Here is a 13,385-nt window from a genome sequence, read left to right as displayed (position 1 = left end):
GGCCCCCTCGCCGGTGGACGCGACGGCCCCCCGCATCCCGAAGTGCGGTCTCACTCCCCGCTCTTCGCACCCGCGGCGGGCACGAGAAGGCCGTCGCGCGGCTGCCGGCGCCGGGCCCCGACCGCCAGCGTCACCATGACCGACGCCACCGCCATCACGGTCATCGCGGAGCCCGGCGAACCGAGTTGGGCCACCGCTCCGGCCAGCGCCGCGCTGACGCCCTGCATCGTGAGCATGCCCGCCGAGTGCAGACCGAGGGCGTGCCCGGCGAGTGCGTCCGGCGTCAGCTCCATCAGCCGTTCCTGCTGAACGAGGCTCGCGCCGAAGCCGGCCGAGGCCACCGTCACACAGACCGCCGCGACCGGCAGCGCGGGACGGAGCACAAACAGCAGATAGGGCGTCGCCAGAAGCAGCAGCAACGGAACGCCGAGGCGGCGCCGCACGGCGGGCGGCACGAGACGGCCCATGGTCACGTCCCCCACGAACATCCCGAACGCCGCGCACGCGAACAGCACCCCGGCGCGCTCGGGTGCGTAGGCGACGTACAGCGACTCGCAGCCGACGATCAGGCCGTTGGGGATCCACAGCAGCAGATAGATCCTCCGGCGCGGCGGCGACGACCACAGCAGCGCGTTGGTGCGCCAGGTCTGGGCGACCGAGGGACGACCGCCGGTCCGCGCGGCGCGGCGGCTCAGGCCCAGACGGATTCCCACGGCCGCCGCCAGGTACAGGGCCGCCGCGGTCAGCAGGGTCGTGCGCGGGGACAGGACCGCCACCAGAACACCGCCGGTCGCATATCCGGCGATCTGCATGAGCCCGCTCATCATGTTGAAGAGTGAACGGCCCAGCAGATAGCCGTCCTTGGACAGGATCTCGTTCAGCAGCCCCCAGCGGACCCCGCCGCCGAGCGACTGGACCAGACCGAGAAGCAGGACCAGCGCGAACACCCAGCCGACGGGCAGGCCGGGCGCCGCCATCGCCGCCGTACCCACCGCGAACACGCACGCGATGCCGGCCAGGGTGGCCCGCGGGGGCAGCCGGTCCGCCGCCGACAGCAGGGTCGTCGCGCCCAGGACCTGCGCCAGCTGCGGGCCGAACATACTCACGGCCGACAGCAGGGGCGAGGCGGTGGCGCGGTACACCAGGGTGCCGAGGGCCAGACCGCCGACGGTCGAGGCGGCCGTCAGGAGGGAGGTGGACAGGAAGAACGGGGTGAACTCCCGGGTGCGGAAGAGGTCGGAGTAGCTGCGCATGCGCGGAGTCTGGGCGGCGCCCGTGCACGGTCGTTAATGTTTCGCGTACACGCGAAACATCGGGAGGGCGCGGGCCCCATGAGTCTCTGGTACCTCAACGCCGACACCCTCGCCGGCAGCCGGTTCATGGTGTCGCCGCTCGCCGAGACCTTCGCGAGCCTGAAGCTGCTGCACGCGGGCGCGGCTTCCCACCCCGGCGAGAGAGCCTGGCTGGACACCCATCTGCCCGCCTACCGGCGGCTGCTGGCCGACGACCCGGTCACGGCGCTGCTTGTGCGCAGCGGCCTGGGCCGGGAGTGGATCGCGGACTTCCTCACCCCCACCCCGAGGGAGCAGGAGAGCTTCGAGGAGGGCGTCGCCCGGGTGCGCACGGCGTCCCCCGCCGTGGCCCGCGCTCATCTCACGGTCTCCCTGCGCGGCCCGCTCCCCGCCCGCCTGGACCGCGACGACCTGCCGGAACGCGCCGCCGAACTCCTGACCTATGTGTGGACGCGGACCGTACGCCCCTACTGGGACCGGCGGCGCCGCATCCTGGAGGCCGACGTGGTCGCCCGCACCGCGCAGTTCGGCCGGGGCGGCTGGGCGGCCGCGGTGGACACCCTGCGGCCCGGGCGGACACGCTGGCTCGGCGGGAACCGGCTCCAGGTCAATCTGCACGAGTACCCGCCGCGCGAGATCTCCGGCGCCGAGCTGCTCTTCGTGCCCGTCACCCCGCAGACCGGCTGGGTGTCCTGGGAGGAGACCGACCGGTACGCCGTCGTCTACCCGTGTGCGGGCGTGCTGGCGCAGGGACCGCGTACGGAGGTGCCGGAGAGCCTCGGCACCCTGCTCGGACCGGCCAGGGCCGGGGTCCTCGTCCTGCTCGACTCGCCGATGAGCACCAGCCAGCTGGTCGCCGTGACCGGACAGGGGCTCGGCACGGTCGGGCGCCACCTCAAGGTGCTGCTCGACGCCCGTCTGGTGGATCGGCGACGGACCGGCCGGTCGGTGCTCTACTCCCGTACGGCCGCGGGTGAGGTGCTCGTCACAGCACAGCGGGACTGACGGCCTCGTCATGATGCGGAGTTAGCATCCGCGTCATGACTACAGACAACACCAGCGGTTCCGGCGGCTCCGTCCTCGACGTCGAGATCGACGCCCTCCAGGGCGGTTCCGCGAACCTCTCCCAGTACGCGGGCAAGGCCGTCCTCGTGGTGAACGTGGCCTCCAAGTGCGGGCTGACCCCGCAGTACGCGGGCCTGGAGCGGCTGCAGGAGCGCTTCGCGCCGATGGGCTTCACCGTGCTCGGGGTGCCGTGCAACCAGTTCCTCGGGCAGGAGCCCGGGAGCGCCGAGGAGATCGCGGAGTTCTGCTCGGCGACCTACGGCGTGACCTTCCCGATGACCGAGAAGGTCGAGGTGAACGGCGACGGGCGGCACGCGCTGTACGAGCGTCTGGTCGGCCACGCGGACGCCGAGGGCCACACCGGCGACATCCGCTGGAACTTCGAGAAGTTCCTGATCGGCAAGGACGGCCGGATCGCGGCCCGCTTCGCGCCGAAGACGGAACCGGAGTCCGCCGAGGTCGTGGCGGCGGTGGAGAAGGCGATCGTCTGACCGCGTTCTCCACATGGTTGACCCTGCCCCAGGGGCAGGGTGGAGCGTCCTCGTCACCGGGCGGCAGGCGCCCGGTGACGGAGGATGACAGGGTGAAGGAAGAACTGCTCACGATCGGCGCCTTCGCCGCGCGGTCACGGCTGTCGGCGAAGGCGCTGCGGCTGTACGACCGGCTGGGACTGCTGACGCCCGCGCACGTCGACGAGGCCAGCGGCTACCGCTACTACCGGGCCGACCAGGTGGAACGCGCCCGGACGGTGGCGCTGCTGCGCCGGCTCGACATGCCCCTCGCGCAGGTCGCCGATGTGGTGGCGGCGCGCGAGTCGGACGGCGGCCGGGCGTCCGAGCTGCTCGCCGGCTACTGGGCCGGTGTCGAGGAGCGGATCGCCGGACAGCGCACCCTCGCCGACTTCCTCCGTGGACGGCTGTCGGGGAGGAGCTCCGAGATGTACGGGAAGTTCGTGGTCGAGACGGTGGACGTGCCGGCGCAGGTGGTGATCACCGAGAAGCGGCACACGCTGGCGGACGAGCTGCCGGCCTGGATCGGCGCCTCGTTGGGACGGCTGGAGGAGGCGGCACGGGCGTGCGGCGGGGTGGCCGGCGCACCGTTCGTCGTCTACCACGCCGAGGTCTCCCAGGAGAGCGACGGACCCGCCGAGGCGTGCGTACCGGTGGCCGACGAGGCGGCGGCACGCGCCTGGGCCGAACAGCGGGGCCGGACATGGGAGACCGAGGTGCGGGTCGAGCCCGCCCAGCGGCTCGCATGCACCCGCATCACCAAGGCGCAGGTCGCGCACCCGCAGATCCTCGCGGCGTTCGAGGCGGTCGAGGCCTGGGTCGCGGAGCAGGGACTGGAGTACGCGGGGCCCTGCCGCGAGGTGTATTTCGCCGACTGGGACGCGGCGGGGCCGCAGGACCCGGTGTGCGACGTGGCGTTCCCGGTCAGGGGCACCGCCGCGCGGTAGGCCGTCGCGGTGGCACGACCGCCCGCGGTCGCGACGGACGGCGGCTACCGCAGCTCCTCCGGACACGGGGTGCCCCGCGGCAGCTGGTACGGCGCGGCCAAGCGGTAGACGCCGGAGCCGGGGGCGACGAGTTCCGTCCACTTGTCGCCCGCCGCGTCCTCGGCGGTCTCCATCAGACAGCCATGGACGTTGTCGTACGTCTTCGGCATGCCCGGGGCCCGGTGCTTGGACTCCTCCGTCTCCTGCGGCGGCTTGACGCTCTTGCCGTCCGCGTCGACCAGGCCCAGCCAGGGCGAGTACGGGATGCGGATGAGCACCCGGCCCGCCTTCTTCACCTCGATCGTCAGCTCACCCTGCTCCGCGCGGTCGACGACCGCCGGGGGGTCCGCCAGCGGAGTGGGGTCGGTCACCGCGAACAGCTGCCAGTTGGCGTCGCCCCAGACCTGTTTCAGATACGGCATCCCTCGCTGGACGAGCTCCCGTTCGCGTTCGCCGCCGTCCCCGTCGGGCTCCCCCTTCGGCAGTACGACGTAGTGCACCGCCCAGCGCTGGAGCCACGCGTGGTAGTTGGCGGAGTTGAGCGTGTCGTCGTAGAAGAGCGGGTTGCGCTCCATGTCGGCCTGCCGGTTCCAGCCGCGCGCCAGGTTCACGTACGGGGCGAGCGCCGACGCCTCGCGGTGCGAGCGCGCGGGGACCACCTCCACCCGGCCCCGCTCGGCGCCCGCCACCTGGAGCTGGTTCACCAGCGGCGCGAGCTCGCGCGCCCAGGACGCCGCCGGGGTCGTGTGGACGATGTCGTCGACCGTCTTGGCCCCGATCCAGACGACGAAGCCGGCCGACGCGATCACCAGGGCATACCACTTCCGGCTGCGCGGCACGGCGAACGGCAGGGCCGCCACCAGCGCCACGCCCGCGAACAGCATCGCCAGCCGGGTGATGTTCGAGCCGATCTGGGAGCTGATCAGCCAGACGAGGAGCACGGACAGCGCGTACACCGGCGCCGTGATCCGTACCGTCCGCCACTCCCTCGGGACCAGGACGGCGACCAGGACGGCGTACACGAACGGCAGGAGCGCCGAGGCCCACGTCATCGGCTGCGTGCCGGAGAAGGGGAACAGCCAGGCGGAGAGGGCCACCACGACGGTCGGCGCCAGGCCCAGGGCCCATGCTCCCGGGCGGCGTCTCTGCAGGAACAGCGCCACCGCCACCAGACCCACGAACAGGCCCGCCACCGGTGAGGAGGCGGTGGCCAGCGCGGCCAGCGGCGCCGCGCACAGCGCCTTCGCCCAGCGCTTGTGACGCCAGCGGTGGGGCCAGCAGAAGACGCACGCCGTGGCACCCAGCGCGAACATCGTGCCCAGGCCGAAGGTCACCCGTCCCGAGATGGCGTTGCACAGCAGGGCGAACACCCCGGCCAGGGCCGGGCCCCACGGCTCGCGGACCGCACGGCTGCGGATGAGGATCAGAGTCAGCAGCCCCGCCGAGATCGTCCCCGCGACCATCATCGTCGTACGCACGCCGAGGACCGACATCAGATACGGCGACACCACGCTGTACGACACCGGGTGCATACCCCCGTACCAGGCGAGGTTGTACGCCGAGTCGGGGTGGCGGCCCACGAACTCCGCCCAGGCGTCCTGCGCGGCGAGGTCGCCGCCACTGTTCGCGAACGTGAAGAACCAGACGAGGTGCAGCACTCCCGCGAGAGCGGTGATCGTGAGGACCGTGTGCCGGCGGGCCAGGTCCGCCGCGCGCGACGACCTCACCCGGGTCAGCAGGGGGCGCAGGCCCGACGCCGACTCGGGGCCCCCGCCAGGGGCTTCGGGCGCCGAGTCAGCGGCCGGGGGCCGGAGGCTGTCCGGAGGCGCCGGGACGGCCCGGGACGGGGTCCCGTCGGCGGTGGGCGCGCTCAGCGGTATTCGCGGGCCCGACGACCCGCCCGCATGACGACCCGGATCCGCGTCGTCGGCGTGCTTCGGCTCCGCTGTGGCCACCTGAAGGTACTCCCCGTGTCCCGTTTTCCGTTCTCGTCCGCCCCGGTTCCGTTCTCTCCCCGTGTCCGGGCGTCCGCAAGAGTTACGTCACCGTTCCGTCGGGGTTCTCTCCGGTGTCCGGGCCGGGTCAGGTCGTGCCGCTCACGGTCTGCCCCGATCTCGCGACGCTAGCACGCACCCCGCCGAGAGGATCCCGGGTGGGGGCTCGTTCGGCGGGGTGCGCGGCGTCGTTCCGGCGGCCGGTACGGCGGCTCAGCCCGTTCGGGTGAACTTCGCGCCGTAGCCCGGTTCCGCGAGGTCCTTCTGCAGGGCGACCGGGATCGTCACCGCGCGGTTGGATGCGTCGCCGACCTTCAGCTCGCCGACGACCGTGCCGGCCTTCGCCTCGTGCGGAAGCGGCTTGCCGTTGTCCCCGATGGAGATGCCGGTCTTCAGCCCGGGCCACCCGATCGCCTTCATGTTCTTCGTGGCGACCACCGGGGTCCGCCCGCCGAGCTGGTCGTCCACGTAGCCGACGACCTCACCCTTCTTGACCACCGTCGCGGTGGCCAGGCTCTGCTGGACCTTGTCGATCAGCTTCTGGCTGTTGTCGAGCGCGAGCTGGAGGCTGTCCCAGACCCGGCCCGTGTGGGCGTCCTGGTTGAGGACGGCACCGTAGATGGTCTGCGTCTCCCCGTCGACGACCTTGGTCGCCGCCCACACGAGGTTTCCGCCGGCCGGGGTCGACGAACCGGTCTTCAGGCCGATCACGCCGACCTGCTTCACCAGCAGGTCGTTGTTGTTGTAGATCGGCTGGTCGAGGCCGGGGATCTCCGCCTTGGCCATGCCGACGACGGAGCGGAACACCTCGTTCTGCATGACCGCCCGGGCCAGCTTCAGCTGGTCGACGGCGGTGCTGACGGTCGTCTTCTCCAGACCGCTCGGGTCGGTGTACGTCGTCTTCGTCATGCCGAGCTTCTCGGCCGCCGCGTTCATCTTCCCGACGAAGGTCTTGTTGTCGGAGTCCCAACGGGCCAGCAGCCGTGCCGCGTTGTTCCCGGAGGGGATCATCAGCATCTGCAGCATCTGCCGCTCGCTGAACTTCTGGCCCTTCTTCATGGCCGCCGTCGACTCGTCCTCGTTCTTCGACTCGTCCTCCGCCTGCTGGTCGGCGGTGATCGTGGGGCCGCCGTCGTTCCCCTTGAGCGGGTGCTCCTGGAGAGTGACGTACGCCGTCATGATCTTCGCGACGCTCGCGATCGGCTTCGGGCTCTGCGTGCCCTCCGTGCCGATCGTGCCGACGCCGTCGACCGCGATCGCCGACTGGCCCTGGCCCGGCCAGGGCAGGTCGAGCTTGCCGCCGCCGAAGGTGTAGGTGTCGTCGGCGGTCAGTTCGAGGGAGGCCGCGGGCAGCGGGCGGACCGCCTGCACGATCGCAAAGATGATCACCAGCAGCACGACGAGCGGCGTCCAGATCTTGATCCGCCGCAGGACCGTGCGCACCGGGGTCTCTGGCGGCGGCGGAGTGTTCGTCAGCTCGGCGAGCAGGTCCAGCGGCGGCTTCGGCGGAAGCGGCTGCTGTGCGGTGCGCTCGGGTCCGACCTGGGGGAGCGCGGCGGTCGCCTCCGCCGGGCTCATCCGGGGCGCGACGTCGTCAGGCGCCCTCAGCGGGACGAACCTGCTGGTGCGTTCGGCGTCGGACGGCGCCGGGGCCTTGGCGGCAGGCTTGTCCGCAGGCTCGCCCGCCGCCTTGCCCGACGGCTTCACATCGCCCAGCTTGAGCATCGTCGTCGGCTGGTCCACCGCGGGCTTCCCGGCCCCCGCACCCCCCGACTCCCCCGCGGACTTCTCCGCCGCGCCGGAGGACTCCCCGGACTTCTCGGGCGCCTTGTCCGCGGGCTCGTCCTCGGGCTCGCCCGACGACTTGTCCGCAGGCTCGCCCGCCGCCTTGCCCGACGGCTTCACATCGCCCAGCTTGAGCATCGTCGTCGGCTGGTCCACCGCGGGCCGGCGCGTGGTCTTGAAGACGGCGGTGGGCCGGTCCACGGCCTCCTCATCGGCATTCTCGTCCGCCGTCGGTTCGGAGGCGTCCTCGGTCTCGCCCGGTTCGGAGGCGTCCCCGTCGGCGTCGTCGTCGCCCTCGGTCCCGCCTTCGGTCTCGGGGACTTCCTCGGTCTCGGCGTCGGCCTCGGGCGCCGCGTCGGCCGCCGCCGGGGCGTCAGCCGCGGACGCGTCCTCGTCCTCGTCCTCGGAGGCGTCCTCCGGCTCCGCTCCGGCGGTGCTCTCGGCCTCCGGCTCCCCGGGCTCCTCGGTTCCCTCGGGTTCCGCGGGTGTCTCCACGGCGTCGACGGACGGCGCGTCCTCCACCGCCTCGGCCGCCTCCGGCTTCTTCTCGGCCCGCTCCTGCGCATCGCCCGAACGCTCGTCGGCCGTCTCCGTCACGGCTTCGGGACCGACCTCGTGGTCGTCCGCCGTCCGCACCCAGGAGGCCAGGGAGGCACGCCGCCGCGTGTCGCCCGCCCCGCCGTCCCCGCGCACGACGGTCGCACGGCCGGAGGAGCCGTTCCCGGCCTCCTCCCCGGAATCCGGGGCCTCCGCGTCCTCATCGGCGGCCTCCGGCGCCGTGGCGGCCTCGCCCAGGGCCGTTCCTGCGGAGCCGCGCAGCCCCCGCGTGGAGAAAACCGCCGTCGCCTGGTCGACCCGCGACGTGTCACCGGCCCGCGCGAGCCGGGGATCGCCTCCGGCCCCCGCCGGCCCCGGAACCGCCGCCCCGCTCCCCGACGTCGGTTCCTGCGACGACTCGTGCTGCTTCGACCTGTCGGGGGACTCGCCCGCCACCGATGCCTCCTCGTTGCGCCACGCACCCACTCGCGCGCCTTGCCGAACCGTGAACCGCCGCCCGAGCACGGCTGTCCGAACCATGTACCAGTGTCCTGTGTGAGGGATTGACCCAAGCGCTAGACGAGAACGACATACCTACTGGTTCCACTGCATTCCGGTCACGCACCCTCGACAGACCAATGTGAGAGGGGTCACCCTGTCATTCATCCACGCGGGGAGGCATGGATGGGCAGGAGCCGCAGAACAATTCCGGAGGAGCTTCTGCTGCTCGCACTGGACCCGACCACGGGTACCACTGCGCAGCCGCAGTCGCTCGACCTGGGTCTGGCCGGAGCACAGCTAGTGGAGCTGGCGCTGGCCGGACGGATAGCCCCAGACGGGGATCGTATCGCCGTGGTGGCACCACGGCCGACTGGAGATCCAACTCTGGACAGCGCGTTGGAGTTGCTGCGCAGGCGCGGCGCTCCGGTACGGGCCGTCCATTGGATCGGCGGGCCACGTCTAGGGCTGCGCCAGACCTATCTCTCGCATCTGGAGCGGTGCGGCATGGTCCACGCCGTGCCGGGCCAGATGTGCGGGGTGCTGCCGACGACCCGGTACCAGGCGACGGACACCGCCATCAGCCGGGAGATCAGGTCCCGGCTGGACTCCGCGATCCGCACCGGTGTGCCGCCGGACCCGCGGACCGCGGCGCTCGCCGCGCTGGCCCACGCGGTCGGCCTGGGCAAGCACCTGTATCCGGGCAATGAGGGACGCTCGTCCCGCTCCCGGCTGCGGGACCTGATCAGGCACGACCCCATGGGCGGTCTCGTGGCGCACGCCGTGATGGACGTCCAGAACGGCGCGGCCGCACAGCCGCGCCGGAGCCCGGCACCGGCCGGCCGCCCGGCCGCCGGACCCAGGCCCGCACCGGAACCCGCCCGCGGTGTTCCGATGCAGCCGCACCACGGTTCCATGGCGCGCGTCGTGGCCCACTGAGCCGCAGTCCCACGGCACCACCAACGGCTGTACCGGCAGGACCGGTACGGCAGGTACCGCACGACCCGGCAGGCGCGCGATCCGTCCCCGAGATCCGGTTCGGGAGCCGCCGGTCCGCGCGGGGCGATGAGACCGTACGTCCGACGACACGGTCCCACCGCCCCGCGCGGCCGCATGCGGGAGCGCCGTAGGCCTCCGCCGCGCACGGCACCCCGCCGGCCGGCCCGGGGCGGGCGTCGTCCAGGACGCCGTCGGCCGCGGCATCCGGCCGACTGGCCGCCCAAGTGGTGCGCGGGCTGCGCATATCCGGTGTTTCCCAGCGGTAGAAAGCACCTTGGTGGCAATCTGCTCAACGGCAGATACGCAAAGCAGCAGAGGCACGCAGCCGGAGGTGCACGTCCCGTGGCGTCGAATGTCAATCCCACCGTCCGGCGGCGCCGGCTGGGCCAGGAGCTGCGCCGGCTCCGTGAAGTCAAGGGCATGACGGCGGAAGAGGTCGCGGAACGCCTGCTGGTCTCGCAGTCGAAGATCAGCCGTCTGGAGAACGGCCGCCGCAGCATCAGTCAGCGTGACGTCCGCGATCTGTGCGGGGTCTACGAGGTCGAGGACCAGCGTGTCGTCGAGTCCCTGATGGAGATGGCGCGGGACTCCCGCCAGCAGGGCTGGTGGCATGCCTTCGGGGACATCCCCTACAGCGTCTACATCGGACTCGAGACCGACGCGGAGTCGCTGCGGGTGTACGAACCGCAGATCATCACCGGTCTGCTGCAGACGCGCTCCTACGCCGAGGCCCTGATCCAGGGGGCGTTGCCGGAGACGTCGGCGGCGGACATCGACAAGCGCGTCCAGGTGCGCATGCGCCGCCAGGAACGTATCGCCGCCGAGAACAGCCCCCTGCGTCTGTGGGTCGTCCTGGACGAGGCGGCTCTGCGCCGCGTCGTGGGGAACAACCTGGTGATGCGCGAGCAGTTGGAGCATCTCGCGGAGATGTCCCAGCTCCCGCACGTCACCGTGCAGGTGCTGCCCTTCGGTGTGGGGGCCCATCCCGGGCTCAACGGCCAGTACGCGATCCTCGAGTTCGCGGACGCGGCCGACTCCAGTGTGGTGTACCTGGAGGGAGTCACCAGCGACCTGTATCTGGAGAAGGCGCACGACGTCCAGAAGTACGCGGTGATGTACGAGCATCTGCGGGCGCAGGCCCTGAACGTCGACCAGTCGCGGCAGTTCATCACGGATACCGCGAAGGAGTACGCGCGCTGAGCCCTTACGCGAAGGAGCGGCGGATCTTACACCAGCGCAACCTTCACGCGTAAGGGCCCACTGGAATATGCCATCCGGTCGAGTGAACGACTCCTCCGAGCAGGGATGTCGACGAGTAGCTTCGATCACGCCATCAGACAAACAAGTTGGCGCGAATCGCATCGCGGGCACCATCCAGGTGTTCCCGCAAGGCGACGACAGCAACTCAGCAACTCGCTACCGGAGTGAACATGGCAGTACTTCAGGGGGCCACGGCAACGTGGACCAAGTCGTCCTACTCGGCGGGCAACGGCGCGTGCGTCGAGGTCAAGTCGCCCACCGCGGCGGCACTCGCCGTACGGGACTCCAAGGTTCCGGACGGGCCCGTCCTGGCCTTCCCCGCCGACGCCTGGAACGCCTTCGTGGAGGGGATCAAGTAGCAACGAGCAGTACATCTCCACAAAGATCTCCGAAAGCCCTCTCGACTGGCCCGCCGTCCCGGCCGAGGGGGCTCACTCCTTCCCAGGGGGCCCGGCCGGCTCCGGGCGCCCGAGGCGGCGTCCGCCGCGCCAGACGGTGTCCGCGCCCGAGGCGGCGTCCGCGCCACGCGGTTCAGCGGAGCCGGTCCACGTACCGGTCCGTGCCCGGCACCGTGGGGACGAACGGCGCCACCAACTCCACTCTCCCGAGACCGCCTTCGGCCACCGCCCGGTCGAGGCCCGCGAAGTGCTCGTCCCAGCACTCCCTCGGGTCCTTCTCCAGGAACCACAGCAGGGTCAGACGGGTGTCCACTCCCTCCACCTGCTTCACATAGGTCATACGGTCGCCCGGCAGCGGGGTCGGACGGAAGAGGGTGACCATGGCGGAGGGGGAGCCGGCGAGGCGCCGCGGCAGATGGCGGGTGCGCAGCCACTCCAGCAACGCGGCCCGCTCCTCGGGCCCGTCGGCGTCGACGACCTCCAGGACCAGGCCCGCGTACGGGTGGTCAAGCGCGTGGAAGTCCCTGGGGCCCGCCGCACCGTCCCGGTGGACCGTCCCCTCGTGGTCCTGGAAGGCCGTGAAGACATGGGTACGGTCCCGGTACACGCGAGCGTCGTGGTTGAGCCGCTTGTTCACGGCCACCGTCCAGCGCATGTGGTCGTCGTAGCGGCCGTCCGTGACCCAGTACGTGGCGAGGTAGCACCCCGCCGTCACCGGTTGCGCGACGGCCGACTTCTCCGGGCTGCGAAGGAGTTGCAGATCCCGGGTGGCGACCCAGCGCCGGCCCGCGAACATCCACGGCATCGCCATGGCGCCCGCGTAGTAGTGGTCGTCCTCGTACCAGCGGTTGTACGCGTACTCGTGACCGGGGTGCGGCTCCACCATGGTGATCAGGGCGTGGCCCGGGTGGACTCCGTAGGGGCCCACGGCGGCCAGTTCCCCGTACACCTCGCTGCGTGTCCGCTCGCCCATGCCGCTCCCCTTCCCTCATCCGCCGCCCGCCCATACTCTGACGGCCCGTCAGGAAAAGTGCCAGGGGCGCGGCACGCCGGGAGGAAGGGCGGTCGGTTCGATGTCACTGCTCCAGGGCAGGACCGTCGTCGTGTCGGGGGTCGGCGCCGGGCTCGGACACCAGGTCGCCGCGGCCGTGGTGCGCGACGGCGGCAACGCCGTGCTCGGCGCGCGCACGGAGGCGAACCTCGCCGAGTCGGCCGCCGCACTCGACCCGGACGGCGCCCACACGGCGTTCCGCGCGACGGACATCACCGACGAGGGACAGTGCGAGGCCCTCGCGGCACTGGCGGTGGACCGGTTCGGAGCGATCGACGCCGTGGTGCACGTCGCGGCCCGGGACAGCCACTTCGGCGGCCTTCAGGACGCGGATTTCACCCCTGGCACTCGGTCATCGACGTGAACCTGCTCGGCACGCTGCGCATGACACGGGCGTGCCTGCCGGCCCTCAAGAGGTGCGGCGGCTCCGTCGTGTTCATCGGCACGCAGTCGTCGGTGGCCGCGCCGTCCCAGGTGCGGCAGGCGGCCTACGCGGCCTCGAAGGGCGCGCTGACCAGTGCGATGTACTCACTGGCCCGGGAGCTCGGACCGTACCGGATCCGGGTCAACACGGTGCTGCCCGGGTGGATGTGGGGACCGCCCGTCCAGGCCTATGTGCAGTTCACCGCACACACCGAGGGCGTACCGGAGGCGGATGTGAAGCACCGGCTGACGGATCGGACGGCGCTGCCCGAACTGGCCACCGACGGCGATGTGGCGGACGCCGCGGTGTTCCTCGCCTCGGACCGGGCGCGGGCGATCACGGGCCAGTCCCTGCTCGTGAACGCTGGAGAACTCATGCGGCAGTCCGGCCGGTCCCCGGAGCGGCTCCAAGGACGACCGGGCGGGTGGATGTTCCGTGCAACGGCGGCTCCCCTCCGGGCCGCCCGGGACCCGCATCCCGTAAGCCCGTTCCCGATCCATCGGATGTTTCCCACTGGCGAAGTGCCCGCTCATGGTGTGTTCCTCGTCACGAGCACGACAACCGCCGTACAGGTCAAGAGACGGTAA

The 13,385-nt window shown here is 71.6% G+C and carries 10 protein-coding genes and 1 pseudogene; 7 read left to right on the top strand and 4 right to left on the bottom strand.

What is annotated here, in order from left to right; translation table 11 throughout:
* Positions 1-50 precede the first annotated feature (50 nt).
* Positions 51-1,253: an MFS transporter gene (locus ADL25_RS27790; RefSeq protein ID WP_059130581.1), complete on the bottom strand. Its 1,203-nt coding sequence runs from the start codon at positions 1,251-1,253 to the stop codon at positions 51-53.
* A gap of 78 nt (positions 1,254-1,331) precedes the next feature.
* Between ADL25_RS27790 and ADL25_RS27785 the strand changes: the two genes are divergently transcribed.
* The 3 genes from ADL25_RS27785 (at position 1,332) to ADL25_RS27775 (ending at position 3,813) form a co-directional block, all read left to right on the top strand.
* On the top strand, positions 1,332-2,297 hold the full coding sequence (locus ADL25_RS27785) for an ArsR/SmtB family transcription factor (protein WP_059130580.1): 966 nt from the start codon (positions 1,332-1,334) through the stop codon (positions 2,295-2,297).
* Positions 2,298-2,332: 35 nt separating this feature from the next.
* Positions 2,333-2,848, top strand: coding sequence for a glutathione peroxidase (locus tag ADL25_RS27780; protein WP_059130579.1), 516 nt, complete (start codon positions 2,333-2,335; stop codon positions 2,846-2,848).
* Positions 2,849-2,922: 74 nt separating this feature from the next.
* A complete protein-coding gene (locus ADL25_RS27775; protein ID WP_059130578.1) occupies positions 2,923-3,813 on the top strand; it encodes a MerR family transcriptional regulator in 891 nt (296 codons plus the stop codon).
* Between the two features lie 44 nt (positions 3,814-3,857).
* On the opposite strand, the gene ADL25_RS27770 is transcribed toward ADL25_RS27775, so the two are convergent.
* The gene (locus tag ADL25_RS27770) at positions 3,858-5,807 is read right to left on the bottom strand and encodes a hypothetical protein (protein WP_059130577.1); all 1,950 of its coding nucleotides are present in this window, start codon (positions 5,805-5,807) and stop codon (positions 3,858-3,860) included.
* 252 nt (positions 5,808-6,059) lie between these two features.
* Positions 6,060-8,708, bottom strand: a complete 2,649-nt coding sequence (locus tag ADL25_RS27765) for a serine hydrolase (protein WP_107116717.1) — start codon at positions 8,706-8,708, stop codon at positions 6,060-6,062.
* Positions 8,709-8,852: 144 nt separating this feature from the next.
* Here ADL25_RS27765 and ADL25_RS27760 point away from each other — a divergent pair, with 144 nt between their 5' ends.
* From ADL25_RS27760 to ADL25_RS27750, 3 genes are all read left to right on the top strand, one after another.
* Positions 8,853-9,605 carry a GOLPH3/VPS74 family protein gene (locus tag ADL25_RS27760; protein ID WP_059130575.1) on the top strand — a complete coding sequence of 251 codons (753 nt, stop codon included), beginning with the start codon at positions 8,853-8,855 and terminating at the stop codon, positions 9,603-9,605.
* 402 nt (positions 9,606-10,007) lie between these two features.
* Positions 10,008-10,865 (top strand): helix-turn-helix domain-containing protein, encoded by an 858-nt coding sequence (locus ADL25_RS27755; protein WP_059130574.1) that lies wholly within the window; start codon positions 10,008-10,010, stop codon positions 10,863-10,865.
* Positions 10,866-11,095: 230 nt separating this feature from the next.
* Positions 11,096-11,284: a DUF397 domain-containing protein gene (locus ADL25_RS27750; RefSeq protein ID WP_059130573.1), complete on the top strand. Its 189-nt coding sequence runs from the start codon at positions 11,096-11,098 to the stop codon at positions 11,282-11,284.
* A 172-nt stretch (positions 11,285-11,456) separates the two neighbouring features.
* Here ADL25_RS27750 and ADL25_RS27745 read toward each other — a convergent pair whose 3' ends face one another.
* Positions 11,457-12,296, bottom strand: coding sequence for a hypothetical protein (locus ADL25_RS27745; RefSeq protein WP_059130572.1), 840 nt, complete (start codon positions 12,294-12,296; stop codon positions 11,457-11,459).
* Positions 12,297-12,396: 100 nt separating this feature from the next.
* Between ADL25_RS27745 and ADL25_RS27740 the strand changes: the two are divergent.
* Positions 12,397-13,178 (top strand): annotated as a pseudogene (locus tag ADL25_RS27740) (SDR family oxidoreductase); the annotation flags it as partial.
* Positions 13,179-13,385: the final 207 nt, after the last annotated feature.

Source organism: Streptomyces sp. NRRL F-5122 (genome assembly GCF_001507435.1).
Lineage (GTDB): Bacteria > Actinomycetota > Actinomycetes > Streptomycetales > Streptomycetaceae > Streptomyces > Streptomyces lannensis.
This window is presented reverse-complemented; position numbering and strand designations above follow the sequence as displayed.

Excerpts from the sequence above, each read along its gene's own strand:
- ADL25_RS27790 (WP_059130581.1), bottom strand. The coding sequence starts at position 1,253 with ATGCGCAGCTACTCCGACCTCTTCCGCACCCGGGAGTTCACCCCGTTC.
- ADL25_RS27785 (WP_059130580.1), top strand. The coding sequence starts at position 1,332 with ATGAGTCTCTGGTACCTCAACGCCGACACCCTCGCCGGCAGCCGGTTC.
- ADL25_RS27780 (WP_059130579.1), top strand. The coding sequence starts at position 2,333 with ATGACTACAGACAACACCAGCGGTTCCGGCGGCTCCGTCCTCGACGTC.
- ADL25_RS27765 (WP_107116717.1), bottom strand. The coding sequence starts at position 8,708 with ATGGTTCGGACAGCCGTGCTCGGGCGGCGGTTCACGGTTCGGCAAGGC.
- ADL25_RS27760 (WP_059130575.1), top strand. The coding sequence starts at position 8,853 with ATGGGCAGGAGCCGCAGAACAATTCCGGAGGAGCTTCTGCTGCTCGCA.
- ADL25_RS27750 (WP_059130573.1), top strand. The coding sequence starts at position 11,096 with ATGGCAGTACTTCAGGGGGCCACGGCAACGTGGACCAAGTCGTCCTAC.
- ADL25_RS27745 (WP_059130572.1), bottom strand. The coding sequence starts at position 12,296 with ATGGGCGAGCGGACACGCAGCGAGGTGTACGGGGAACTGGCCGCCGTG.